Source organism: Lutibacter sp. (assembly GCF_041555395.1).
Taxonomy (GTDB): Bacteria; Bacteroidota; Bacteroidia; order Flavobacteriales; family Flavobacteriaceae; genus Lutibacter.
The window spans coordinates 1-24,293 of the sequence record NZ_JBFFKM010000005.1 but is presented as its reverse complement, the minus strand read 5'-3'; the positions used below and the strand labels follow the sequence as shown (position 1 = coordinate 24,293).

Here is a 24,293-nt window from a genome sequence, read left to right as displayed (position 1 = left end):
TACTAACTATTTATATTATGGAAAACACGTTATTTACGGTGAACAATGTATGGATGATGATTTGCACCGCGTTGGTGTTTTTGATGCATTTGGGATTTTCATTGTTAGAAATTGGATTAACACGACAGAAAAACACGATAAATATTTTATTTAAAAACGTATTTATACTTTCCATTGGTTTGGTATTATATGCTCTGGTTGGATTTAATTTAATGTACCCAGGTTCATTTATCTATGGTATTTTGCCTGATTATTTTTTTAATTTATTCGGGCTTTCATTGCCGGAAAATGGTTTGACAGCGGAATATGCACAAGGCAATTATACTTATTGGACTGATTTTCTATTTCAGGGAATGTTTGCGGCAACTGCGGCAACCATAGTTTCAGGAGCCGTTGCCGAGCGTATAAAACTGGGTTCTTTTATGATTTTCACCATCATTTACGTTGGTATTATTTACCCAATAACGGGGTCCTGGAAATGGGGGGCAGGTTGGTTAGATGAACTTGGATTTTATGATTTTGCCGGTTCAACTTTAGTGCATTCGGTTGGTGGTTGGGCTGCATTGGTAGCTGTTTGGCTATTGGGTGCAAGAATAGGGAAATTTAAAAAAGATGGTTCAATTGGCGCAATTCCCGGTCATAATATTCCTTTGGCTACGACAGGCGTATTTATTTTGTGGTTGGGTTGGTTTGGATTTAATGGCGGCTCAGTGCTTTCGGCTGATCCCGGTAAAACTTCTTTGGTTTTGTTGACTACATGTTTGGCCGCGGCATCAGGAGGATTAGGTGCTTTTTTAGTTTCTTTATTTAGATATAAGCAATATGATTTATCTATGTTTTTAAATGGGGTGCTTGGTGGTTTGGTTGGGATTACGGCCGGTGCTGATATTATGAGTGTATCCGATGCAATTCTTATTGGATTTATTGCCGGAATTTTAATTGTTTTAGGCGTTGGATTTATCGACAGATTAAAACTGGATGATCCCGTGGGTGCAATTGCAGTTCATTTAATATGTGGAGTTTGGGGAACGTTGGCTGTGGGAATTTTTGGTGAATTGGCGGGTTGGGAGCAATTTGGTCATCAGATAATAGGCGTTGTTTCAATAGGCGCATTTTGTGTGATCTCTGCATTCACAATATTGATTATTCTAAAGAAAACGTTAGGTTTAAGGGTGTCAGAGGTAGAAGAACAGGACGGATTGGATATTCATGAGCATGGAATGGATGCTTATCCTGATTTTCGTTTAAATCAGCATTAATAAGTTCAAAGAGAAGTGGCAAGTTATGCCTAAATGTAACTTAAAATCTTTTTCTTTTTTAAGAATTTGAATGAAGTGAAATTTCGCTTCACAAGAGAATTATTGCTAAAAATTATGACTAACCGTTAAACAATAAATTATGAAAACAATTAAAAAAACTGTATTATTATTTATACCGAAGAAATTAATTGGATTAAGTAAGGAAAAAGAAGAAGTTGGTGGTTTGGATATTAATTTACAAGGAATAGATGAATATCTTTATTTTCGTTCAAATCGATATTAATAATTGTAACATAAAATTTCAAGCCTGTTCAGTAAAATCTGGCAGGCCTTTTTTAATAATTTTTTTTAAATGCTTTGACTCCCGCAGGAATTTCAACAGACAAATTATTTTCTGAAGGTGGAATTGGGCAGGAATAGGTATGGTTGTAAGCACAATATGGATTGTATGCTTTGTTGAAATCGATACGTATTTTTCTACTTCCTTCCGAAGGAATTTCTAAATCTATAAAACGCCCGCCTCCATAAGTTGCTGTTCCATTTGTGGCATCATTAAAAGGCAAAAACAGATAATCCTTATAGCTAAAATCGGTCATTAATTGCTGGTTTTGATAAATGCTTAAGTCCATTTTTTTTCCGTTTATCTTAAAATGGGCTATTCCATATTTTCTATATAATGGCAAACGGTCAGTTGTTGTTGGCATTTCAAATATGGATGTGTTGGGCGTTAATTCGAAATCAGCTTCAATATTATAATTTTCATCGATTTCAAAAAATTCTAAGGCTTTAAATGTCTTAATGTCTTCTTTAGTTAATGGAGATTTTGAAGCATCAGCAAACCCTCTGTTTAATTCATACTGAAATAACCTGATTTCATTTTCATAATTGGAATTCTTTTTTGCACAACTAAAAAAAATAACAGCGGTAAGAATACTTAAGAGAATTTTCATTTTTAAAAAATTTATGTTCAAAAATACAGAATATTAAATAGAAATAAAAAATCTTCCTTGATGTAAATTTTAGTAATTTTGAATTATACTTTACACATCGAATAATTAATAATTTTCATGGGGTGAATCCGACTTAATGTCGGGTTTTTAGTTTTTTTAAATATGATAAAAAAGACATTCAATAGTTACCGGGATTCGTTTAGCGGACTTTCAAAAGAAGTTTGGTGGCTGGCTTTAATCACATTTATAAATAGGGCAGGAACTATGGTATTGCCATTTTTATCCTTGTACTTAACAAAAGAAATGAACTTAACATTGCCACAGGTAGGTTGGATTATGAGTAGTTTTGGCGTAGGCTCCTTGTTGGGCTCCTATTTAGGCGGAAAACTTTCCGATAAAATAGGTTTTTATAAAGTGATGTTTTTCAGTTTGTTAATTACTGGATTTTTGTTTATTTCCTTGCAATTTGTGCATACATTTTTAGGTTTTGCCGTTGGCATATTTATCACGATGACTTTTGCTGATGCATTTAGGCCAGCCATGTTTGTTTCCCTAAAAGCTTACAGCAAGCCTCAAAATCAAACAAGATCGTTAACTTTAATTCGTTTGGCTATTAATTTGGGATTTTCCTTCGGACCATTTTTAGGCGGATTGATTATCGCCGCCATTAGTTATTCTGGGCTTTTTTGGGTTGATGGCATTACCTGTATTGCGGCTATTGTTGTGATGAGAGTTGTTTTGAAAGAAAAGCAAATTCATGTGGATAAATCAAAATTAATTGTGGAAAAGGAAAATAAAGCAACTTCAGTTTATAAAGACAAGCCGTATTGGATATTTTTAATGATTATTTTTTTAATGGGTTTTATATTTTTACAATTATTTACAACAATGCCTTTATTTTATAAAGAAGTGCATGGTATGACTGAAATTCAGATTGGTTTGTTAATGTCTGTGAACGGATTTTTAATTTTTTTATTGGAAATGCCTTTAATTCATTACATAGAAAAAAAATTATTAGACAGATTAAAAATAATCACTTGGAGTTTGGTGTTATTGGCATTGAGCTATGTTGTTTTAAATATAACTGCTTGGGGAGGTATTTTAATAGTAGGGATGTTGTTAATTACCGTTGGAGAAATGTTGGCATTTCCTTTTACAAATAATTTTGCTATGAATAGGGCTCCTGCAGGAAATGAAGGTCGTTACCTAGCTTTATATTCTATGGCGTTTTCGTGTGCACATATTTTTAGTGCAAAAACCGGAATGGAAGTAATTTCGAGGTTCGGATTTCCCGCCAACTGGTTTTTAATGGGCGGATTGGGTTTGTTGGCCGTTGTGCTGATGCTTTGGTTAAGAAAAATATTAGATTTGGAAAGAGAAATGGTCTAGTAACAAAACTAAAAACCACCATGCTGAAATTAATTCAACATTGCCGTTATGTATGTGTTTAGTCGTTAAATTTACCTAACTTTTATTTATTGTATTTTTTAATGATTTCGAATACTTTTTTGCTGTCTTCCGCAGCATTTACTTTTGCATTTTTATAAATAATTTTTCTGTTTTTGTCTAATACAAAAGTCCACCGTGATGCAGTGATTCCTCTTGAAAATAAATAGTTTTCACCATCAATTTCACGAGTTATAGAACCGCCCTCCTTTGTTGGAACACCAAATGTTTTAGAAATAACGCCATCACTGTCAGAAATTAAGGGGAAATTTAGCTGAGAAGATTCTTTAAAATATTTTAAATTTTTCACCTCGTCGCCGCTAACTCCTATTATTGTTGCACCTATTTTGTCAAAAGTGGCTTTGTCATCTCGGTAAGCGCAAGCTTGCGCGGTACAGCCTCCTGTCATAGCTGCCGGGTAAAAATACACAACTAAAAAATCGGTTTTTACATTGGTAGAATTCCACACATTGCCGTTATCATCTATTCCTGAAAATTCTGAAACTTGATCTCCAATGTTAAGTTCATTTGAGTTTTGCGCCATAACTGAAATTGTAAGTGATAATAAGGCAATTATACTTGTTATTTTTTTCATTTTAAAAAGAATTATAAAATTAAGAGTTCGTAAAATGTAAAGAAATAGTTTTATTCCGCCACACTGTCAATCAAGACGTTTAAAATTTCAATGGCCGCTTTAGATATTTTAGTGCCCGGACCAAAAACGCCAACTACGCCGGCATCAAATAAAAATTGATAATCCTGGGCGGGTATTACACCACCTGCAATCACCATAATATCTTCGCGCCCATATTTTTTAAGTTCAGAAATCACTTGAGGAACCAATGTTTTATGTCCTGCAGCCAACGAAGAAATTCCCAGAATATGAACATCATTTTCAATGGCTTGTTTTACGGCTTCTTTCGGTGTTTGGAAGAGCGGACCAATATCAACATCAAAACCCAAATCGGCATAACCTGTAGAAACAACTTTTGCCCCACGGTCATGACCATCCTGGCCTAATTTTGCAATCATAATTCTTGGACGCCTTCCTTCTAACTCGGCGAATTTGTTGGCTAATTCCTTAGCTTTTTCAAAATCTGGATCGTTTTTAATTTCTTTGCTGTACACGCCGGAAATAGATTTAATTGTTGCTTTATACCTTCCGTAAACTTTTTCCAAAGCATCGGAAATCTCCCCTAAAGTAGCTCTTTTTTCAGCAGCTATAATCGCCAATTCCAATAAATTTCCTTGTTGGGTTTTGGCGCATTCGGTTAAATTTTGCAGTGCTTTGTTAACTTCTTCAGTATTTCTGCTTGCTTTTAATTCATTCAGTCGCGCAATCTGAGATTCTCTTACCGCATCATTGTCCACTTCCAAAATTTGAATCGGATCTTCTTCTTCCAAAATATATTTATTGACGCCGACAATAATATCTCTTGTGCTGTCAATTCTGGCTTGTTTTTTTGCGGAAGCTTCTTCAATACGTAATTTCGGAATTCCTTGTTCTATGGCTTTTGTCATTCCGCCTAGTTCTTCCACTTCCTGCAACAATTCCCAGGCTTTATTTACCATATCTTCCGTGCGTTTTTCAACATAAGAAGCGCCGGCCCAAGGATCGACAGTTTTGGTTATTTTTGCTTCTTCCTGAATATAAATTTGGGTATTACGAGCAATGCGGGCAGAGAAATCGGTTGGCAACGCAATGGCTTCATCAAGCGCATTGGTGTGTAAACTTTGTGTTCCTCCAAACGCTGCGGCCATAGCTTCAATAGCGGTTCGCGCCACATTGTTAAAAGGATCTTGTTCTGTTAAACTCCAGCCGCTTGTTTGGCAATGCGTGCGTAAAACCAATGATTTAGGGTTTTTTGGATTGAATTGTTTTACCATTTTTGCCCACAACATACGTGCAGCCCTCATTTTTGAAATTTCACCAAAATGATCCATTCCTATAGCCCAGAAAAAAGATAAACGAGGGGCAAAAGAATCAATATCCATTCCGGCTGCAATCCCGGTTTTTATGTATTCCAAGCCGTCAGCCAAAGTGTAGGCCAGTTCAATTTCTGGTGTAGCACCAGCTTCTTGCATATGATATCCAGAAATCGAAATTGAATTAAATTTCGGCATATTTTTGCTGGCATATTCAAAAATATCAGCAATAATTTTCATGGATGGCGTTGGCGGATAAATATAAGTATTGCGCACCATAAACTCTTTTAAAATATCATTTTGAATGGTACCTTCCAATAATTTTTCAGCAACGCCTTGCTCTTTTGCAGCCACAATATAAAAGGCTAAAATGGGTAATACGGCTCCGTTCATAGTCATGGAAACCGACATTTGGTCTAATGGAATTTGGTCGAAAAGTATTTTCATATCTTCAACAGAATCAATAGCAACTCCGGCTTTTCCAACATCGCCCTGTACACGTTCATGGTCTGAATCATAGCCACGGTGTGTGGCCAAATCAAAAGCAACGGACAAGCCTTTTTGGCCGGCCGCTAAATTTCTTCGATAAAATGCATTGCTTTCTTCGGCAGTTGAAAATCCGGCGTATTGACGAATGGTCCAGGGCTTTCGAACGTACATGGTAGAATAGGGTCCTCTTAAATAAGGGGCAATTCCTGCAACATAATTTTCGTGGTCAAAATTAGACGCTGTCTCAGTTTGACTGACTATTTTTAGTTGTGAAAAATCTTTACGCTTCATTTTTCAGTCTTTTTTGTTCTAATTTTTCTGCCAATCTAATAGGGATTATAGGAATTATCAGGGTTTTTTGTGGATTTCTTGCAACAAATGGATTTACCTGCAATTCATTTTTCATTTTATCTTTTTCATTTGGGTATTTATTGGTTCCCAGTAAAACCAATTCACCGGCATCAAATTGCGCTTGTTCTTTTTGGGCATTTTCTTTAATTTTTCGCTGAACAATGCCTTCTTTTAATTGGGTTAAAAATCCGCCCTTTTTTTCAATATCTTTAAAAATATCCAAAGCCTTTTCTGCTATTTGTTTGGTAATGGACTCAATATAATAGGAATTTGTTGCAATTTGTTGCCCATGTTTAAAATAGCTTTCTTCCTTCAAAATTAACAATTGGTTACGGGCTATTCTGTCTCCAAAATCATTTGAATGTTGAAACAGCGCATCATAGGCACAATTTGAAATGGTGTTTGCACCGCCTAAAATTGCACTCATGCTTTCAGTGGTGGTGCGCAGCATATTTACATTGTAATCGAATATTGTTTTGTTGCGTAAACTTGGTTCTGCATAAATTTGGGCGTTGCCACTTGTGCCGTATTCTTTTAAAATTAAATTATAAACATATTTAAAAGCCCTGATTTTTGAAATTTCAAAGAAATAATTATTCCCAACCGCAAAATTGAATTGAATTTTATTGGCAATTTCTGCACCAAATCTGGTTAAATATTCATTGGCAACAGCCAATGCATAAGCAACTTGCTGCACCGTGTTTGCACCTGCATTTTGATAAATATCTGCATTGACGCCTATAATAAATGGGGAAGGGTTTTTTTGAAGAATGGCTTCTAAAGTTTTAAAATCATCATTTAAGGATTTGTACCAATTCCCGGTTCTTGCCAACTTCCCTATGATATCAATATTGTAAAAAACTGTTTCGTTTTTCAGTAATTCATTAAGTTCATCGATAAAGATTTCTGATAAAAATTCAAATTCAAAATGGAATTCAATTTTTTTACCCAGTAAGTTTTTAAATAATAAGGCAGAATTGAAAGGCTTTTTCGCGACAAATTTCACGGTATTTGAACCTTTGTTGGTGGCATCAACTGCTTTTGAATTCGATTCATCTTCCGAAGAAATAACAATTTTTTGACAAATTTTAAAATCTTCTTCTGAAAGAGGAATGATTAATTTTTCAAAATCGTCTGAATGATAAAAAGGTTTTATGGTAATTCCTTCGTTTGTTTTGGTGAGAAGGGTTTCGTTATAATCCGCACCTTTTAAGTCGGCCTGAATTTTTTGCTTCCAGGCAGCGGCCGAAACTGAAGGGAATTCTTGTGTAATAAAATTACTCATAATTAACGGTATATTAAACAAAACTCGGGAATATTACTTAGAAGTATGTCATATAACCCAAGTTAACTTGCTAAATTATTATAGCTATTTTTCAGGAAGCGTATCATATTCAATCAAATAAATATCTTCATTTTCTTTTTTCATTTTATATTCTTCCCTTGCAAATTTTTCCAATTCTTCGCGGTCATTGTGTTTATTTATGAAATCTTTGTCAGCATCTATTTCTGATTGGTAATATTCTTTTTCACTATTAAGCTTCATAATTTCCTTGTCAAATTCTCTATGGTTTATCCATGAATTTTCATCAAAAAAAACCATCCAAACAATAAATGCCGCAAGTATTATTACGTATCTGTTCGTAATAAGTTTTACAGTTGGTTTGTTTTTAAGTTGCTTAAAAGTCATAAACTAAAGTTTGTGGCTAATTACTGTTCTAACAATATCAATGGCTACCGTATTGTATCTGTCATTTGGAATAATAATATCGGCGTAATTTTTTGTAGGTTCAATAAACTGCTGATGCATAGGTTTTAACGTATTTTGATATCGATCCAATACTTCAGTTATATTTCGTCCGCGTTCTTCAATATCTCTTTTTACGCGTCGTATTAAACGTTCATCAGTATCTGCATGAACAAATATTTTAATATCAAATAAATCGCGCAATTCTTTATTGTTAAAAATAAGGATTCCTTCAACAATAATTACTTTTCTTGGGCGTGTAATTAAAGTGTCTGTGGTACGATTATGAGTAACAAATGAATATACCGGCTGTTCAATAATTTCGCCATTTTTCAATTTTTTCAAATGGTCTACCAAAAGGTCAAAATCGATTGCTTTTGGATGGTCAAAATTGATTTTTGTACGTTCTTCATAAGACAAGTCAGCGGTTATATTATAGTAGGAATCTTGTGAAATTACGCAAACTTCATCAGTAGGTAATTCATGTATAATTTGATTCACAACAGTCGTTTTTCCGCTTCCTGTTCCTCCGGCTATTCCAATTATTAGCATCTAAATCGTTTGTTTATATTCCTCACAAATTTAAGGAATATAAAATAGCAAAAACAGATTTATATAATTTTTTGAATGACAATGTTAAATTGTCAATATTGGCATATGTAATTTTTAATTTTTTATTGTTCTTTTGGGTTAATTTTACTGTTAAAAGCAAAGTAATTCAATTAATAATTTGGGCATTCCCGCTGAAAAAGCGGGCGGGCTTTTCGTTGCAAGTCCTCGCTGTCGCTGTGGGCATTCCGCTTCACTCCCTAACGCAATCTGAATTATTACTGAATAAATTCAATTAATTCAATAAAAAAAGCCCCTTCTTTTTTGAAGAGACTTTTTGAGCCGATAGAGGGACTCGAACCCACGACCTGCTGATTACAAATCAGCTGCTCTAGCCAGCTGAGCTACATCGGCTTTTGAGAGGTGCAAATTAAGATACTTTTAAAATAATAAACAAACATTTTTTTGCTTTTTTTAAAAATAAATTTTGTTTAGCTGAAGTGTTGTCAATTGTGTGAACGATGTTTTTTTTTATAGTTTTTTATAGGTTTCCATAAAGTTCCTCCATTCAAGGTTCTAACACAACAAACGCTATAAGTTTTTTAACCCTGAAAGCACTTTTTCTGTTCTTTAATAAGGTTTCTGTCGTAACTCCCAAGTTTGCCCTTTGTATTTTTTAATGAAAATTAATTTTGTTTTAGGTTTAAAAATTTGATATGCTCTTTTATTTAAAAAGGAATGAGATTTAGTTCTTAAAAAAGAATTCTTTATTAAAATGGTATTATATTTGAGATATATCTTTCGAATTTTAAATTTATCAAATGAAGAATCAATTGCTTTATAGTTTTATTACATCAATCTTTTGAGACCAGAAAATTTGCATTTGCGATTTTAAGGAAGTGATAAGATTAATTGAATTGATGCCAATTAATTATCTATCTAATAATTTGGGAATTTCTTTACTATTTGGTAATTTTTTTTGTTCTTTTTTCCTCATTACATTTTCAACAATTTTAAAAATTTGTTGTTTAAGATCTTTATATTTATTGATGTAAGCATTTACTTCTATTTCTAATTTTTTATGATTTTCAATAAAGTTTGTATTACTGGTTGCACTTTCATTTTTAATCAATTCCGAAAGAATTTTTTCATGTTCATTAATGAGGTTAATAAGTGTTGTACCTACTTTTTTTTCAGTGGAGATTTGATTCACGGATTCCTCAATTTTTTTATGCAAACCAATGGCTATACAATCAATATAATTGGCACTGAGCAAGTGTTCCAAAAAACGTATTTCGTCTTTAATAAAACGGATTTCAGACATCCACAGTTTAGAATCATGATGTAATTCTTCAGTACTTTTTTCCCTGCCAAACCAATCTTTTTTTATTTTAGTTTTCATCTTAAACAGAATTAGTTCTTTAATGTCATAAAGTTAAATGCAAAAACTGAGGAATAATTTGATATCCATCAGTTTACAAATCTTTTTAAGATTTTTATGTTGAATAATTAATCGATAAGGCCATTTATATATTCAAATATTCGAAATTTTAAATTTTTGTAGTGTACCATATACATAAAAACTTCCTCTGCTAATTTTTCATAGTCAACCAAGAAAATATGTCCGCTTTCTAATAAGCTAATTTTTTGATGTTCTGGTAATTTAATGCTGTACTCAATGATTTTATGGGTGATATTGTCTTTTTCTTTTTCCAGATTGTCAAGTTCTAAAATGAATAATTGCAGGTGTTCATACAAATTTGGGATGGTGGAAGTGAACGGATAGGCTTTAATGAGCCTTTTAATAAAGGCCAATTCACTATTAATGAAATCAAACTCTGCTGTCCACAAGGAAGTGCTATAAAGTAGTTCATCAATGGTTTTTTCTCTTGGAAATACTTTATATACCGGACTGGCTTCCATAGTGGTATTTGTTTAAATATTTAATAGCTAAGTAATTGATTATTATTTTTATAAAAAATGATAAATATCAAGCGGGAAAACTTACAAATCTTATTTTATTGAAAATTAATTTTAAAATGTAATTCATTTGGTTGAATAGAAAAATTTCAAATTGAGCAATATCATTTTTTAGAATTTCAACAAATCATAGCTTTATGTAGTTATTAAATCTAACACCATGAAAAATCTACTCATTTTAATAATATGCTTTGGCATTCATTCCGCTGCATTTTCACAAATAATTACTGATATAGATGAGGTTTATCCTTTACATAGCGATCTAGCGGCCATAAAAAAAGACAACCAGTGGGCTTTTATCAACAAAAATGGAGAAAAAGTAATTGACTTTAGAAATGATTTGGTTTTAACCGAAAAGGTGAATTCTTTAAATGAAACTAATGCTTATCCTGTTTTTAATGATGGAAGATGCTTGATTAGAAAATTAATGGAGAACACCCTTTACTTTGGATATATAAACGAAAAAGGAGCCGAAATTATAAAACCTCAATTTTTAAATGCAACAAATTTTTCAAATGGCTTTGCAATTGTTGTGGTTTTTTATCAAGATTCCATAGGTTTTAATGAGGTTTTAAAAATTCCTGTAATGTCTAGCAAAATGGAAGAATATGTAATAAATACTTCCGGTGAAAGGGTTAAATACTTATACAATCCTAAAAATTACATTCCGTCGAATTATAAAATTAAGGCACCTGCCGTTGAATCAAAATTTATTGCACCGAATTTGGTTGCCACAAAAAATAAACGTAATAAATGGCAAATACATCAATTTTAACTTAAAAACATAAGTCATGTCACTAAATTTTAATCAATACGCGAAAGAAGGTAATTCATTTTTAAAGGATTATGCAAAAAAATTAAATATGTTAGACGATACCGATAAAGCGGGAAGAATATTGTCTTCAATTTTACACGGGTTGCGGGAAGTAATCACGATTGAAGAATCGTTACAGTTAATTTCCCAATTCCCAATGTTTTTAAAAGCTGTTTATGTGAATAGATGGACAACACGCAAAAAGAAAAAAGTAAAAAGCATGGTTGATTTTATTGATTTAATTAGGCAAATGGATGGAGTTACTTCCTTACACGATTTTGGATCCGATGAAATTGCTGAAAATTACATCAATTCAACCTTTATGATTTTACGTAAATACATTTCTTTGGGTGAATTGGAAGATATTAGAACGGTGCTCCCTAAAGACCTTAAATCTATGGTTTATCAAAATTTAATGTTTCAATAAACGCTAAAAAATATAGTGATGGTAATTGCTCAAACCTATAAAGAAATTGAAATTGATTTAGGCAAAATAAGTTTAAAAGGAAATTTAAGACTTGCCGACCATCCCAAGGGAATAATCTTATTTTCACATGGCAGCGGCAGCAGCAGACTTAGTATCCGAAATAATTATGTTGCAAGCTTACTGGTTGAACAAGGTTTTTCAAGTTTGCTTTTCGATTTATTGTCAACCAAAGAAGATATGATTTACGAGAATCGGTTTGATATTGAATTGCTTACGGAAAGACTGGTGCAAGTCACAAAATGGTCAATGAAATATGATGAAATAAAAAAATTGCCTATCGGGTACTTTGGTGCCAGTACAGGCGCAGCTTCAGCCTTAAGCGCTGCCGCTAAAATGGGGAAAACCATAAAAGCAGTAGTTTCAAGAGGCGGTCGTCCCGATTTGGCCATGCCAATTTTGAAAGACGTAAAAACGCCCACACTATTAATTGTTGGAGGAAATGACGATGTGGTAATTGAATTAAATAAAAAAGCAAAAGCAGTTATTGAAGGCATTTGTGAATTAAAAATCGTTGAGGGCGCTACACATTTATTTGCAGAAGCAGGAAAATTGGAAATTGTGTCCAAACTTACTGCAGAATGGTTTGATAAATATTTAAAGAAATAAAAATAGTTATTATAATGTTTGTAAATAGAGTAGAAGCTGCCAATTTGCTGGCTGAAAAATTAACAGATTATAAAAATAAAGAAGGAACTGTAATTGTTGCGATTCCACGTGGAGGCGTTCCCGTGGGCTATGAGATTTCGAAAAAATTAAATGTGCCTTTAGAAGTGGTGCTCTCCAAAAAAATAGGGCATCCTTTTAACAAAGAATATGCAATTGGTGCAGTAACTTTAAAAAACAGCATTTTAAGTGATGCGGCTTTGGAAGTTTCACCAATATATATTCATGACGAAACAGAGCGAATTAGAGACTTATTAAAACAACGCATTCACTGGTATTATGGAGAAAAAAAACCGTTGAATCTTAAAGATAAAATAGTTATTTTGGTTGATGATGGAATTGCTACAGGAAATACCATGATTTCATGCATTCAACTTATTGAACTTCAAAAACCTTTAAAAATTATTGTTGCTTTGCCTGTAGCGCCCCCTTCCGCATTAAAAAAAATAAAGGGAATGGAAGAGGTGGATGAAGCAATTTGCTTATCAACTCCTTCAAATTTTCAGGCAGTCGGACAGTTTTATGAAGAATTTGATCAGGTAAATGATAAAGAAGTAATAGAATTATTAAAAAAGGCGAATGAAAAGTTTAGTCTGAAAAAATCAAATTAATATTACTTATTGGCAATCTTTAGAGATATTATTAAAATCACACTTTTTAATCACCTGTGTTTCTCTGCTTCCGTATCTGTAAATAGTGATGCCCTTAAGTTTATATTCCCAGGCTGTCCAATAGATTTCTGCAATTTCTTCCCGTGAGGTATTTTCTGGTAAATTTATTGTTTTAGAAACCGCATTGTCTGTAAATTCCTGAAAAGCCTTTTGATGCAATAAATGATATTTCCAAGGTATTTCCTGGCTCGTTTCAAAGATTTTTTTAACTGTACCCGGAATTGCATTATAGTTTTTTGCGCTACCGGTTTCATAAATGTATTTTTTAAGGTTGGTATTCCAAAGCCCGAGTGATTTCATTTTATCCTTAAAGAGCTTGTTTACTTCAATCTGAGTTTTTCCGCCAAGAATTCCTGAGCGTTTATAAGCCAAGGCGAATAAAGGTTCAATGGAATAAGAGGTGTCTGCAATTACCGAAATCGTTCCTGTTGGTGCAATGCTGTTGCAGGTTGCATTTCTAAGAGCATTGCCATTGTAATGTTTGCTGTTTTTCCATTCTGGAAACATTCCTTTTTCTATGGCCAATTTTTTGGATGTTTGGTAACTTCTTTCTTTTATAAACCGCATTAATTTTTTACCTAAATCAAGGGCTTCAATTGATGCATAAGGAATGTTAAGTTTAACAAGCATTTCTGCCCAACCCATAACACCCAGTCCAATTTTTCGATTTCTTAGGGTAATTGATTTTATTTGCGGCAATAAGTAATAATTTACAGTAATAACATTGTCTAAAAATCGCACAGCTATTTCAATTGTTGACGCTAATTTTTCCCAGTCTATTTCTGAAAAATTTTCTTTTGATGCTACCATATGCGATAAATTTATGGAACCGAGGTTGCAACTTTCATAATCTAGTAAAGGAACTTCTCCACACGGATTTGTACTTTCAATTTTTCCGATTTTAGGTGTTGGATTGTAATTATTTATGGTATCTAAAAAAACGAGACCGGGATCACCGGTTTTCCATGCTTCACTAATTATTAATTGCCATAATATACGTGCATTTATTTTTTTTTCAATCTTCAATGTTCTTGGATTGATGAGTTTCCAAATCTTGTTATTTTTTGCGGCTTCCATAAAATCGTTGGTGATTCCGACAGAAATATTAAAATTTTGAAGTTCGTTTTTGTTGGATTTGGCAGTTATGAAATCCTCAATATCCGGATGGTTAATGTTCAGAATTCCCATATTTGCACCTCTGCGTTTTCCTCCTTGTTTTACATTTTCAGTTGCCGAATCATAAATTTTCATAAAGGCAATTGGTCCCGAGGAAGTTCCCTGATTAGATGAAGTTTGATCGTTTTTAGGCCTTAACCTGGAAAAATTAAATCCGGTTCCGCCGCCGCTTTGGTGAATTAATGCGGCATTTTTTAAAGTTGTGAAAATGCTTTTTAAACTGTCGTTTACAGGCAATACAAAACAGGCACTTAACTGCCCTTTAGGTGTGCCTGCGTTCATTAATGTTGGAGAATTTGGTAGAAAATCGAGCCTATTCATTAGGTTAAAAAATTGCTTCTCAAAATAGCTATTATTGTTGATTTCAGAGGAAGCCAAAGACAATGAAACGCGTTTAAACATTTGTTTGGGAGTTTCAATAACTATTCCATTTCGATCTCTCAAAAGATAGCGATCATTTAATATTTCTTTTGCGTTTTTTGTTAAAGCAGCCATATTATAGGATTATATATAAGGCTTTATTTCGCTTTTACGTTTTTGAAGTTGCTTTTCTATGTCACGAATGGTTTCATCAGTGGCAATTTCATAGCTTTCTTCATCAGAAAACGCAAAAATTCTTGGACCGGGAAGGCTTAATCTGATTTCACAAATTTTCCCTTTTCCCTTTTTGTCAGGCTCTAATTTATAAAACACATCGGCTTTAATAAGCCATTCATATTTTTTGGCCATTTTAAGTAGTTTTCTAGTAGCAAACGATTCCACAGCATCACTTTTAGGCAGCTGAACAAATTGAATTTTAATTTCCATAATATAAATTTTTAAATTGAAAAAAAAGAACAATTAAAGATATTCAAAGCGGTTGCGATTGCCAATGATATATATCAAATACAGCAACACTAAAACAAAATTTAGTTGATGAAAATAAGCGTGAAATCCTTTCAGAATTTACAGATTCGCCAAAACTTTTTTAAGTTTATCGCCAATTTCCAAGGCAATTGGAGCCAAAGATTCATTTACGACGGCTTGCATGGAAACAATCGGATTTATAGCTGAAACTTCAATAATTCCAGGTTCTTTTTCCTGGACAATAACGTTGCAAGGAAGCATTGTTCCAATTTTATCTTCAGCTTTTAAAGCTTTGTATGCAAAAGGCGCATTGCAGGCTCCTAAAATTCTGTAATTGTAAAAATCCACATCCAGTTTTTTCTTTAAAGTCGCCTTTATGTCTATTTCTGTAAGTACGCCAAATCCTTCTTTTTGAAGTTCTGCGGTTACTTTTTCTATGGCTTCCTGAAAGGTTACATTGTTTAATATTGTTGAATAGTAGTAGTCCATTATTTAAGATTTTTGAATTTATAATTCGTTTTCTATAAAAGAGAAAGATACGGCAATTATCTCTTATTAAATGTAATATCAGAGATACAAAATTTTAACTTATCGTTTTTGAATGGTTTATAAATTTGAATTGAAAGCAAAATGCTCTTCGCTACCTGTTTTTAGAAAAATGTTAAATTAAAAACAGGGAAACTTAAGTTTCCCTGTTTTCTTTGTAAAGAAATTAATTTTATGGGCTAACACAGGTACTATTTTGCTGTACACTTTACCTCTAAAATGATACAAATACATAATGATAATCCCTATTTTTAATTCTTCACAATATCCTTGCAATTATACTACAAAGAGTCAATCTTAATTGTTTGAAACAATAACTTTTAAATAGAAACAGGAAGCCGAAACTTCCTGTCTCCTGAAGAGGTTAAGTTAGTTTTATAACGATAACTAATTTTTCATAACATCTTATTTCTAAAAAATTACTAAAACCAATTTCAAACAAACATTAACTTGAAACTCTCCATATTGATCTTCATTATTTTTCAACAATGCACACCATATTTTACTGAAGAGCTTGAGTTTGTCATGTAACTTTTACTAATTTTAAATACGGGTTTATTGCTAAAACAACACCAAAATCAGATTAAATTAGACAACATTCTGAACTTCTTCATTTCGGCCTACAATATTTTTCAATACCCTAAACCTATTTTTTAGATAGAAACAGGAAGTCGCAACTTCCTGTTTCCTAAAGAGATCAAGTTTGTTCCGAACGCTCAACTTATTTTTAATAGCGTTTCATTTCTAATACAATACTAAAATTAATTCTGCTCAAACAATAACTTGAAACTCTTCATTTTAATCTGCATTATTTCGTAAAACAATGAAGATCTATTTTTTTAGAAGAAGCAGGAAGTTTCAAGTTCCTGCTTCCTGAAGAGGTTAGTTACTTTTATAACGACAACTAATTTTTCATATCGCCTTATTTCTATAACAACACTAAAATTAATTTCAAACAAACAATAACTCGTAACTCTTCATATTGATCTTCATTATTTTTCAACAATGGAGACCTGTTTTAAGATAGAAACAGGAGGCCTAAACCTCCTGCTTCTATCTTGAAGAAATTAAGTTGTTTTTAATAACTTTTCAATAATTTCTTACGTCACCTTATTTCTAAGACAAAACTAAAATTAATTTTAGTTATTGACATCTTAAACTCTTCAACATAGACCATATTGCTATGTAAAATGCAAATTTACATGCGTGGGGAAATTTTTTGTTTCTAAAAAAATCAATGAACTTTTAATTTATTGATGTAAAACTAACTTCAAAATATTGCCCATGAAATGATATCCATCAATTTAGCATATGATTGTTATCAATTTTTGAATTTTTTTGAATTTATTTTGCATCCTGTTTTTTCATTGGAAAATTATAATTCCATATCCCATATTTAATAAAAATAAGCCTATGAAAAAAAGCAGCATATAAATTACCTGAACAAATTTAATGTTGAGATAATCCAAATATAAAACGGTTCTTTTTGGAAAAATAAACAGTGACAATCCTATGAAAAGTATTGTCCAGCCAATTAAAGTGATAATCAGTCTCCAATCGTCTTCCCAAATATTATGAAATAAAATATTCAGCAATCCAATAACAATAGCCACAAAAGAAATGACAATAACAAATTTTTGGTCTTCTAAATCTTTAATAACCTGTACGATTCTTTTTGGGTTGAAGCTTAATATTAAAAAGAAAATAATTAAATACCATCCCCAAAATTTGGCTAAAAATATAGATGTTTCATCCATAATTGCAATATTTTAATGTTATTCGTGTAAAACTAAAAACGGAATGTCGGTATGATAACTAATCTCTTCCACCGTAGGCCTGAATAAAATACGTTGAAAAAGAGTAAGGTTCTTGGCAATCATAATAATCATATCAATATTTCTGCTTTCAACAAAACATTGAACCCCGTCTTGAATTTTTTTATTGGTTAATTTATGAAAGCTATGTTTTTCATCTGTAAAGAAATTATTTAAAAATTCTTTATTTTCTTTTTGAAAATCAGTGAATTCTTCATCTTTATTACTAATATGAACAATTCTTAAGGCTGAATCATTCATTTTGGTAAATTCCAAAATGGTGTTCAAAATTTTTGTTGGATAAAACATGTTATAATCTGTTGGAAAAGCAATTTCTTGAATGTTTATAAACGCTGCATTTTCAGGAACAATAAGTACTGGACATTTTACCCTGGTAATTAAATCACCGGTATTGCTGCCCATCATAACTTTTTTTAAGCCTGTTGCACCTTTTGTTCCCATAACAATAAGATCTATATCTTTTTCATCAACTTGGCCTCTTACGGCATCAATAAAATAATCGTAATTGTTAAGCGTGTAAAATTTATGCTTTGGGTTGGGCGGTAATTGATCTATTTTTTTAAGTAATTTTTTTAAATTGGTTTTAGCTTGTTTTAAAACAGCTTTGTCAATAACCTCAATAACCGGAAGAGGCATTACTTGAGATTCGCCACTAACGTAGTTGTAAATTAACGTGACATGTAATAAATAAAAGTCACAAGGTGTGTCTTTAAAAAACGCTAAAGCATATTTTACCGCATTCAAGGAATTTTCCGAAAAATCGGTTGGAATTAAAATACTTTTCATTTGACAAGTTTAATTATAGTTATATCTAAAATTAGACCCTAAAATTTTAATGTAAAATGATATATATCAATGGAACTGTTTTGTGTAAAATTATATTTCAGGTTAAAACACTTTTTTTAACTTTTCAATATTCAAAATTTTAATATTTCTTCCTTCTACCTCAATAAGACCGTCTCTTTTAAAATCGGAGAGTGTCCTAATAAAAGTTTCTGTTGCAATCCCTGCAATACCCGCAAGATCGGTTCTTGATATTTTAGGATTTGTGTTGTGAGTTTTGTCCATTTTTTTAGAAAACTGTAGAATGGTATTTGCTGTTTTTTTTCGAACAGAACTATAGGCCATTTGCAGTAATTGGTCTTTAATTTCCGAAACATTTTCTGTCAAGTGATCTATTAATTCGAAGGTAACTTCGTGGTTTTTTTGTAAAATACTTTTGAATTCACTTTTTAACAATCGAAAAACTTTTACGTTTTCAATGGCGGCAGCAGATTCCTGGTAGGCGATATTGTTTGAGAAGGACGTAATGCCAAAAAAGTCATCCTCTTTGTACAATCCGGTAACTAATTCTTTGCCTTGTTCATCAATTTTAAATGTTTTTACTATGCCTTCACTTATTAAAAATACAAAATTGGAATTGTCGCCTTCTTGGTAAATAATCTCACCCATGTTAAAGGAGAATTCATCCACATTGTCTGCGAAAAAATTTTTGAGGTGGTTTAGGGTTTTTAGCTCATCTTCTGAATAATAAAGTTCAGTGCTTCCTACTTTATCAAGATTTTCTCTAAGAATGGCAACCCTTGCTAACCTGCTTTCTATAGCGCTAAACAGTTCAGATTCATCAAAGGGTTTGGTGATATAATCATCGGCACCCAAATCCATTCCTTTGCGGATATCTTTATGTTCTGTTTTTGCAGATAAAAATATAAATGGAATATGTTTGGTGTCCTCTTCTTTGGATAGTATTTGAAGCACGCCATAGCCATTTAATTCAGGCATCATAATATCACAGATAATAAGATCAGGTAAATATTTTTTAGCTTCGGAAAGGCCAATTTTACCATTTTCCGCAGTAAATACTTTATAATTTGCCAATTCTAAAAGTTCAGCAGTATTTTCTCTAACTACTTCATCATCTTCTATTAATAAAATTTTTTTCATCTGTTTAAATTTTATTTTTTAGCTGTAACAGATGCTGTTCGCTATTAATCATTCCTTTGTGTGTCAAAATTTGTAATGCTCGTTTCATGATTCTTTATTTATTGGTAATTCAACAAAAAATTCAGAACCTTTATTTTCTATGCTCTTAAAACCAATAGTTCCGCCTAAATTTTCCAAATGGGTTTTAATAATATTTAAACCAATACCAGTTCCCTGAATATTCAACACGTTCTCTGCTCTAAAATAGCGATTAAATATGAATTTTTGATCATTTTCGGGTATCCCTATTCCTTTATCGGTAATTTTAAAAATAAGATTATTTGTATTTTTAGAAATTTCTAAATCAATTTCTGTATTCTCAGGAGAATATCTTATGGCATTATAGATGATGTTATTTAAGGCGAGTTCTAAAATTTTTTCATCCTGACGCAGCACGTAATCTGATGTATTTTGTAAAATGTTTATACGCTGACCGCTTTTTAAAAGCATATTGGAATTATAAACCACCTCATTAATTACTTTGCTTAAATTAAAGACGGTGAATTTGTAATTTTCTTTGCTGGAGTCAATACGTTCTAAGGAGATAAAATCGTTTAAAATATTATTGAGATATTGTATTTTTTCTGTGATTGTTTTTAAATGTTTTTTTCTTTTTTCTTGTTGGTTGTTCAGTTGGTATTTTTCCAATAAAATTGCAGAGGTTAAAATACCGCTTAAAGGCGTTTTAAATTCATGCGAAACGAGTGATAGAAATTTACTCTTTAATTCATTAAGTTCTCTTTCTTTTTTTAAGGCATCTTTAATTTTATTTTCTACTTCAATTCTTCTTTCTAATTCTTTTTTATAATCAAGATTTGCCTTTTTTAATTTTTTGATGGTTTTTTGTAATTCGACAGTTCCTGTTTTAACTTTTTTTTCCAATACAACATTTATTGAATTAATTTTAATTTCGCTTTCCCTTCGAATAGTCATGTCAATAATTAAAGCCATCACATATTTTTTTTCATAAATTGTGAAAGGATTTATCCCAATTTCAACAGGAAATTCTTCATTATTTTTTTTTAGACCGAACAAGTATAAACCACGTGTGTTTATTCTGTTATTCGGTTTGGTCATAAAATAATTGAAGTGATTTTTATGCGTGGTTTGGTATCTTAACGGAATAAGGATATTTAAAAATTGATCTTTTAATTTCCCCTTTTCATAACCAAATATTTTTTCGGCCGAGGAATTGGCAGCAACTATTTTTTGCTTTTCATCAAAGATGATAACGCTTTCAGGAAAAGCTTCAAAAAGCGTATTAAAGATATCTTGATTTTGATAAAGCACCGTATTATTATTAATTTTAAACAAATTTAATTTTAGATAAAAGGTAGTAAAAAAATGAATATGATAGCTTGAAAATTTGTAAAATCTTTAGAATGAATGATTTTTTTTGAAAAAAGTGTCCATAATGAAGCAAAATTTTGTCAATATCATTTAATAATACATTTATAATTGATATATTTAATATGGAGAAGCCCAATGAACTTCGTTTAAAAGTAATTAGGGACCTGCTTATGTTTTGCATAAAATAAGTCATAAATTCTAATAAAATAAACTATAAAAAAGAATTATGCTGACATTTAAAAATTTTAATATCGCCGATTGGTTTTCATTTTACAGAATTGCTGCTGCACCATTTTTATTGCTTGTTTTATGGTTGGGTGAGCGAGAGGTTTTTACTTGGCTTTTACTGGCGAGTTATTGTACCGATGCGATTGACGGTTTTTTAGCACGAAAATTAAAAATAACAAGCGCAAGAGGTTCGCAATTGGATTCTTTTGGCGATCAAATAACTTTTGCGGTAGCCATAATTGGCTTGTTGGTTTATGAATTTGATTTTATGAAAGAGCACTCCTTTTATATAATTCTTGTTTTTGTGCCTTATATTTTTCAAATGTTTATTGCATTTATAAAATATAGAAAGGCAACAGCTTTTCATACGTATTTGGCCAAATTATCGGCAATTGCACAAAGTATTTTTATCCTTTGGTTATTATTCTTTGGTCCAATTCATTGGTTGTTTTATGTAATGATTACATTGGGTTTATTAGAAACAATAGAAGAGATTGCACTTATTTTTATGTATGACAATTGGGTTGCCGGAGTGAAAGGTATATACTGGGCACTTAGAGATAAAAGGAGACTAAAAAAGCACACTAAAACAAACTAATACGTATTGCCATGCGCTCGTATTCATTTTTTATCATTATTCTTTTATGCTTAGCGCTATTGCTTGTAGACACACTGGCGTTTTATTGGCTGCAATCCATTACCAATCTAATACCCTCTGAATATTTACAAAAATTAATTAACATTGCTTATTGGTTATTTACCATTGGGTTAATAGCCTCAATTCTTTTTTTAAAAAGCAGACTTGATGTCATGCATCCATATAGAAAACAGTTGCTGATAACCTCATTTTATGGACTTACGATATCTTCCTTTATTCCGAAATTAATTTTTGTTCTGGTTATTTCTATATTATATTTTACGAACTATGTTTTTTCTGAAGAAGAATCTTTAATTATAATCCCCATTATTGGTTTAGTTTCAGGATTTTTGCCCTTTTTTGTAATTCTTTACAGTGTTTTTAGAAGCTTATACCGCTTTAAAGTACATCGCATTAAAATTAATTTAAAGGAATTGCCTTCTAATTTCGAAGGATTGCGCATTGTCCATATCTCAGATCTTCATTTGGGAAGTTTTAAATCTCGCCATCATATTTTGGATAGGGCCGTTAAAATAATTAACCATTTAGCGCCTGATTTTATTTTTTTTACTGGTGATTTGGTTAACAATCATGCTTGGGAATTAAGAGGATGGCAAACAGTATTGAAAAAATTAAACGCTAAAACTGGCAAATATGCGGTTTTGGGAAATCACGATTATGGCGATTACGGCAAATGGAAATCGGAGCAAAGGAAACAAGAAAATTTTGAATCGATTAAATATTTTTACAAAAAAATAGATTTTAAATTATTGTTGAATGAAGCAGTTATTATTGAAAAAGGAGGCCAAAAAATCACCATTGTGGGCGTTGAAAATTGGGGGAATCCGCCATTTAAACAATATGGTGATTTGAAAAAATCTTTGAAAAGTGTAGCCAATATTCCTTTTAAGATACTGCTTTCCCATGATCCTTCGCATTGGAATGAAGAAGTTACCGATAAAACGGATATTGCACTCACGCTTTCAGGACACACACACGGAATGCAAGCCGGAATAAATATCAAAAGCAAAAATTGGAGCCCAATTCAATATAAATATAAGCAATGGGCCGGATTATACAAACATTATAATCAGTACTTATATGTAACCAGAGGTTTGGGTTGGATGGGATTTCCGGGAAGGCTTGGAATGCGACCTGAAATTACGTTTATTGAACTTCATCAATAATATAAACTGGCAATATTTATTTTTTTAACCATATAACAGCGATGATTTTTCAAGTTCTTTAATACCATTTAAGGCAGTTTCATAGCCAATGTTAAAAATTTCGTCGATATGGTTTTTGTCAAACATTCCAAATTTAGACAGGGATGGATATATCAGCAAATCACATTCGGAAAATTTCAGTGAAGAGGCGTTTGAAAAATTTATTCTGATGGCTCTTTGCAACACGTCAACAGCGTATTTTAGATTTTCGGATTTTATCTCATCCAGCGGACTTGCATAAACGCCTATTATTAATTTGCAATTTAATTTTAAAGGCGCTATTGGGAAATTATCAAGAATACCGCCATCCGCATACAAACTGCCGTTAATGGCAACAGGCGAGCATATTCCCGGAAAAGCGGATGATGCCAAAATAGGCCTTATCAATTCACCTTCATTAAAATTTTTTAGGCTTCCGTTAAGCATATCAACAGTGGTAATGTAAAGTTTTTTTTGAAGTGCGTTGAAATTGTCTTCAGGAAAATATTTTTTAAAGTCTTCATAAAAATTTTCAGTATTTATAATTCCGGGTTTTCCAAAACCATAGCGGTTTGGGTTAAAAAGGGGGACAGATTTAAAAAAATCCACCATTTCTTCCGGCGAATATCCTGAAGCATAGAATGCGCCAACAATAGCACCCACACTGCTGCCCGATATGTGGGTTGGGTATATGTTATTTTCCTCGAGTGCTTTAATGGCCCCAATATGAGCAATACCTTTCATGCCTCCGCCAGAGAGCGCCAATCCTATGCTCATAATGGTTTTTTAAAAAAATTAATTTCTTCTTTTAACAGGATTCCTATTTACAGAAGAACTCCTTCTGCTTTTATTGCTTCTGTATTTATTGTCTTTGTGATATCTTTTTATGTCATCTCCAAAATAATTATTAATTCTAACACGATGGCTTCGTCTAAAATCGATATGTTTATATCTAGTAGGCAAAACATTGGCCGTTATCCAAATGTTATTGTCAAGATATATGTAGCTTCTTAAAGAAAAATCATAATAAACTTCATGTTCCGGAAAATAGATATAGCGCACCACTTCAGCCCTATTAGGATAAAACCATGGTGGTGGTGGGGTTCCTATTCTTGAAGTGACCACTACAGGTCCGCAACTTTCTAATGATAAAGT

Annotated in this window: 26 protein-coding genes and 1 tRNA gene; 9 read left to right on the top strand and 18 right to left on the bottom strand. The window is 32.1% G+C overall.

All coding sequences use genetic code 11. From position 1 onward, the window contains the following. Nucleotides 1-17: 17 nt before the first annotated feature. Nucleotides 18-1,259 (top strand): ammonium transporter, encoded by a 1,242-nt coding sequence (locus tag ABY285_RS02285; RefSeq protein WP_372766597.1) that lies wholly within the window; start codon nt 18-20, stop codon nt 1,257-1,259. A 139-nt stretch (nt 1,260-1,398) separates the two neighbouring features. Beyond that, nucleotides 1,399-1,542, top strand: coding sequence for a hypothetical protein (locus ABY285_RS02280; RefSeq protein WP_372766595.1), 144 nt, complete (start codon nt 1,399-1,401; stop codon nt 1,540-1,542). Between the two features lie 52 nt (nt 1,543-1,594). Here the strand turns inward: ABY285_RS02280 and ABY285_RS02275 are convergent, their stop codons facing one another. Beyond that, nucleotides 1,595-2,209 carry a DUF1684 domain-containing protein gene (locus ABY285_RS02275; RefSeq protein WP_372766593.1) on the bottom strand — a complete coding sequence of 205 codons (615 nt, stop codon included), beginning with the start codon at nt 2,207-2,209 and terminating at the stop codon, nt 1,595-1,597. Nucleotides 2,210-2,371: 162 nt separating this feature from the next. On the opposite strand from ABY285_RS02275, the gene ABY285_RS02270 reads away from it, so the two are divergent. Then, on the top strand, nt 2,372-3,598 hold the full coding sequence (locus ABY285_RS02270) for an MDR family MFS transporter (RefSeq protein ID WP_372766591.1): 1,227 nt from the start codon (nt 2,372-2,374) through the stop codon (nt 3,596-3,598). Between the two features lie 82 nt (nt 3,599-3,680). On the opposite strand, the gene ABY285_RS02265 is transcribed toward ABY285_RS02270, so the two are convergent. From ABY285_RS02265 to ABY285_RS02230, 8 genes are all read right to left on the bottom strand, one after another. Continuing rightward, nucleotides 3,681-4,250 (bottom strand): peroxiredoxin, encoded by a 570-nt coding sequence (locus ABY285_RS02265; RefSeq protein ID WP_372766588.1) that lies wholly within the window; start codon nt 4,248-4,250, stop codon nt 3,681-3,683. A gap of 50 nt (nt 4,251-4,300) precedes the next feature. Beyond that, on the bottom strand, nt 4,301-6,361 hold the full coding sequence (gene scpA / locus ABY285_RS02260; RefSeq protein WP_372766586.1) for a methylmalonyl-CoA mutase: 2,061 nt from the start codon (nt 6,359-6,361) through the stop codon (nt 4,301-4,303). After that, nucleotides 6,351-7,706, bottom strand: coding sequence for a methylmalonyl-CoA mutase subunit beta (locus ABY285_RS02255; protein WP_372766584.1), 1,356 nt, complete (start codon nt 7,704-7,706; stop codon nt 6,351-6,353). The genes scpA and ABY285_RS02255 overlap by 11 nt, the downstream gene beginning before the upstream one ends. An 84-nt stretch (nt 7,707-7,790) precedes the next feature. After that, nucleotides 7,791-8,111, bottom strand: coding sequence for a septum formation initiator family protein (locus ABY285_RS02250; protein ID WP_372766582.1), 321 nt, complete (start codon nt 8,109-8,111; stop codon nt 7,791-7,793). 3 nt (nt 8,112-8,114) lie between these two features. Continuing rightward, entirely contained in the window at nt 8,115-8,720 is a 606-nt protein-coding gene (gene udk, locus ABY285_RS02245) for a uridine kinase (RefSeq protein ID WP_372766580.1), read from the bottom strand. A 337-nt stretch (nt 8,721-9,057) separates the two neighbouring features. After that, nucleotides 9,058-9,131, bottom strand: a tRNA-Thr gene (locus tag ABY285_RS02240). A gap of 517 nt (nt 9,132-9,648) precedes the next feature. Beyond that, a complete protein-coding gene (locus ABY285_RS02235) occupies nt 9,649-10,119 on the bottom strand; it encodes a hypothetical protein (protein WP_372766578.1) in 471 nt (156 codons plus the stop codon). Nucleotides 10,120-10,226: 107 nt separating this feature from the next. Beyond that, nucleotides 10,227-10,640, bottom strand: coding sequence for a hypothetical protein (locus ABY285_RS02230; RefSeq protein WP_372766576.1), 414 nt, complete (start codon nt 10,638-10,640; stop codon nt 10,227-10,229). 217 nt (nt 10,641-10,857) lie between these two features. On the opposite strand from ABY285_RS02230, the gene ABY285_RS02225 reads away from it, so the two are divergent. The 4 genes from ABY285_RS02225 to ABY285_RS02210 are packed head-to-tail and all read left to right on the top strand — an operon-like array spanning nt 10,858 to nt 13,272. Beyond that, nucleotides 10,858-11,472, top strand: a complete 615-nt coding sequence (locus tag ABY285_RS02225) for a WG repeat-containing protein (RefSeq protein WP_372766574.1) — start codon at nt 10,858-10,860, stop codon at nt 11,470-11,472. A gap of 16 nt (nt 11,473-11,488) precedes the next feature. Next, entirely contained in the window at nt 11,489-11,938 is a 450-nt protein-coding gene (locus tag ABY285_RS02220) for a DUF2267 domain-containing protein (RefSeq protein ID WP_372766573.1), read from the top strand. 18 nt (nt 11,939-11,956) lie between these two features. Then, nucleotides 11,957-12,604, top strand: a complete 648-nt coding sequence (locus tag ABY285_RS02215) for a dienelactone hydrolase family protein (RefSeq protein WP_372766572.1) — start codon at nt 11,957-11,959, stop codon at nt 12,602-12,604. A gap of 14 nt (nt 12,605-12,618) precedes the next feature. Then, nucleotides 12,619-13,272: a phosphoribosyltransferase gene (locus tag ABY285_RS02210; protein WP_372766570.1), complete on the top strand. Its 654-nt coding sequence runs from the start codon at nt 12,619-12,621 to the stop codon at nt 13,270-13,272. A 6-nt stretch (nt 13,273-13,278) separates the two neighbouring features. Here ABY285_RS02210 and ABY285_RS02205 read toward each other — a convergent pair whose 3' ends face one another. From ABY285_RS02205 to ABY285_RS02175, 7 genes are all read right to left on the bottom strand, one after another. Beyond that, nucleotides 13,279-15,003: an adenosylcobalamin-dependent ribonucleoside-diphosphate reductase gene (locus tag ABY285_RS02205; protein ID WP_372766568.1), complete on the bottom strand. Its 1,725-nt coding sequence runs from the start codon at nt 15,001-15,003 to the stop codon at nt 13,279-13,281. A gap of 9 nt (nt 15,004-15,012) precedes the next feature. Beyond that, complete coding sequence (locus ABY285_RS02200; protein ID WP_372766566.1) at nt 15,013-15,315, bottom strand: HPF/RaiA family ribosome-associated protein; 303 nt, start codon at nt 15,313-15,315, stop codon at nt 15,013-15,015. Nucleotides 15,316-15,453: 138 nt separating this feature from the next. Beyond that, on the bottom strand, nt 15,454-15,843 hold the full coding sequence (locus tag ABY285_RS02195; RefSeq protein WP_372766564.1) for a DUF302 domain-containing protein: 390 nt from the start codon (nt 15,841-15,843) through the stop codon (nt 15,454-15,456). A 1,421-nt stretch (nt 15,844-17,264) separates the two neighbouring features. Then, nucleotides 17,265-17,657, bottom strand: a complete 393-nt coding sequence (locus ABY285_RS02190) for a hypothetical protein (protein ID WP_372766562.1) — start codon at nt 17,655-17,657, stop codon at nt 17,265-17,267. 18 nt (nt 17,658-17,675) lie between these two features. Continuing rightward, nucleotides 17,676-18,521 (bottom strand): universal stress protein, encoded by an 846-nt coding sequence (locus ABY285_RS02185; protein ID WP_372766560.1) that lies wholly within the window; start codon nt 18,519-18,521, stop codon nt 17,676-17,678. A gap of 102 nt (nt 18,522-18,623) precedes the next feature. Continuing rightward, on the bottom strand, nt 18,624-19,679 hold the full coding sequence (locus ABY285_RS02180) for a response regulator (protein ID WP_372766558.1): 1,056 nt from the start codon (nt 19,677-19,679) through the stop codon (nt 18,624-18,626). Nucleotides 19,680-19,763: 84 nt separating this feature from the next. Then, the gene (locus ABY285_RS02175; RefSeq protein WP_372766556.1) at nt 19,764-21,032 is read right to left on the bottom strand and encodes an ATP-binding protein; all 1,269 of its coding nucleotides are present in this window, start codon (nt 21,030-21,032) and stop codon (nt 19,764-19,766) included. 262 nt (nt 21,033-21,294) lie between these two features. Here ABY285_RS02175 and ABY285_RS02170 point away from each other — a divergent pair, with 262 nt between their 5' ends. Continuing rightward, the gene (locus ABY285_RS02170) at nt 21,295-21,894 is read left to right on the top strand and encodes a CDP-alcohol phosphatidyltransferase family protein (RefSeq protein ID WP_372766554.1); all 600 of its coding nucleotides are present in this window, start codon (nt 21,295-21,297) and stop codon (nt 21,892-21,894) included. A gap of 11 nt (nt 21,895-21,905) precedes the next feature. Next, entirely contained in the window at nt 21,906-23,120 is a 1,215-nt protein-coding gene (locus ABY285_RS02165; RefSeq protein WP_372766553.1) for a metallophosphoesterase, read from the top strand. A gap of 24 nt (nt 23,121-23,144) precedes the next feature. Here the strand turns inward: ABY285_RS02165 and ABY285_RS02160 are convergent, their stop codons facing one another. Together ABY285_RS02160 and ABY285_RS02155 are read right to left on the bottom strand one after the other, a co-directional pair. Next, entirely contained in the window at nt 23,145-23,915 is a 771-nt protein-coding gene (locus ABY285_RS02160) for a patatin-like phospholipase family protein (protein ID WP_372766551.1), read from the bottom strand. Nucleotides 23,916-23,933: 18 nt separating this feature from the next. After that, nucleotides 23,934-24,293: hypothetical protein (locus ABY285_RS02155; protein ID WP_372766549.1), on the bottom strand; the 360-nt coding region annotated here is incomplete at its 5' end.

Bases quoted from the DNA above. Each gene is read 5' to 3' on its own strand.
- ABY285_RS02285 (WP_372766597.1), top strand. From the start codon at position 18: ATGGAAAACACGTTATTTACGGTGAACAATGTATGGATGATGATTTGC.
- ABY285_RS02280 (WP_372766595.1), top strand. From the start codon at position 1,399: ATGAAAACAATTAAAAAAACTGTATTATTATTTATACCGAAGAAATTA.
- ABY285_RS02275 (WP_372766593.1), bottom strand. From the start codon at position 2,209: ATGAAAATTCTCTTAAGTATTCTTACCGCTGTTATTTTTTTTAGTTGT.
- ABY285_RS02270 (WP_372766591.1), top strand. From the start codon at position 2,372: ATGATAAAAAAGACATTCAATAGTTACCGGGATTCGTTTAGCGGACTT.
- ABY285_RS02265 (WP_372766588.1), bottom strand. From the start codon at position 4,250: ATGAAAAAAATAACAAGTATAATTGCCTTATTATCACTTACAATTTCA.
- scpA (WP_372766586.1), bottom strand. From the start codon at position 6,361: ATGAAGCGTAAAGATTTTTCACAACTAAAAATAGTCAGTCAAACTGAG.
- ABY285_RS02255 (WP_372766584.1), bottom strand. From the start codon at position 7,706: ATGAGTAATTTTATTACACAAGAATTCCCTTCAGTTTCGGCCGCTGCC.
- ABY285_RS02250 (WP_372766582.1), bottom strand. From the start codon at position 8,111: ATGACTTTTAAGCAACTTAAAAACAAACCAACTGTAAAACTTATTACG.
- udk (WP_372766580.1), bottom strand. From the start codon at position 8,720: ATGCTAATAATTGGAATAGCCGGAGGAACAGGAAGCGGAAAAACGACT.
- ABY285_RS02235 (WP_372766578.1), bottom strand. From the start codon at position 10,119: ATGAAAACTAAAATAAAAAAAGATTGGTTTGGCAGGGAAAAAAGTACT.
- ABY285_RS02230 (WP_372766576.1), bottom strand. From the start codon at position 10,640: ATGGAAGCCAGTCCGGTATATAAAGTATTTCCAAGAGAAAAAACCATT.
- ABY285_RS02225 (WP_372766574.1), top strand. From the start codon at position 10,858: ATGAAAAATCTACTCATTTTAATAATATGCTTTGGCATTCATTCCGCT.
- ABY285_RS02220 (WP_372766573.1), top strand. From the start codon at position 11,489: ATGTCACTAAATTTTAATCAATACGCGAAAGAAGGTAATTCATTTTTA.
- ABY285_RS02215 (WP_372766572.1), top strand. From the start codon at position 11,957: ATGGTAATTGCTCAAACCTATAAAGAAATTGAAATTGATTTAGGCAAA.
- ABY285_RS02210 (WP_372766570.1), top strand. From the start codon at position 12,619: ATGTTTGTAAATAGAGTAGAAGCTGCCAATTTGCTGGCTGAAAAATTA.
- ABY285_RS02205 (WP_372766568.1), bottom strand. From the start codon at position 15,003: ATGGCTGCTTTAACAAAAAACGCAAAAGAAATATTAAATGATCGCTAT.
- ABY285_RS02200 (WP_372766566.1), bottom strand. From the start codon at position 15,315: ATGGAAATTAAAATTCAATTTGTTCAGCTGCCTAAAAGTGATGCTGTG.
- ABY285_RS02195 (WP_372766564.1), bottom strand. From the start codon at position 15,843: ATGGACTACTACTATTCAACAATATTAAACAATGTAACCTTTCAGGAA.
- ABY285_RS02190 (WP_372766562.1), bottom strand. From the start codon at position 17,657: ATGGATGAAACATCTATATTTTTAGCCAAATTTTGGGGATGGTATTTA.
- ABY285_RS02185 (WP_372766560.1), bottom strand. From the start codon at position 18,521: ATGAAAAGTATTTTAATTCCAACCGATTTTTCGGAAAATTCCTTGAAT.
- ABY285_RS02180 (WP_372766558.1), bottom strand. From the start codon at position 19,679: ATGAAAAAAATTTTATTAATAGAAGATGATGAAGTAGTTAGAGAAAAT.
- ABY285_RS02170 (WP_372766554.1), top strand. From the start codon at position 21,295: ATGCTGACATTTAAAAATTTTAATATCGCCGATTGGTTTTCATTTTAC.
- ABY285_RS02165 (WP_372766553.1), top strand. From the start codon at position 21,906: ATGCGCTCGTATTCATTTTTTATCATTATTCTTTTATGCTTAGCGCTA.
- ABY285_RS02160 (WP_372766551.1), bottom strand. From the start codon at position 23,915: ATGAGCATAGGATTGGCGCTCTCTGGCGGAGGCATGAAAGGTATTGCT.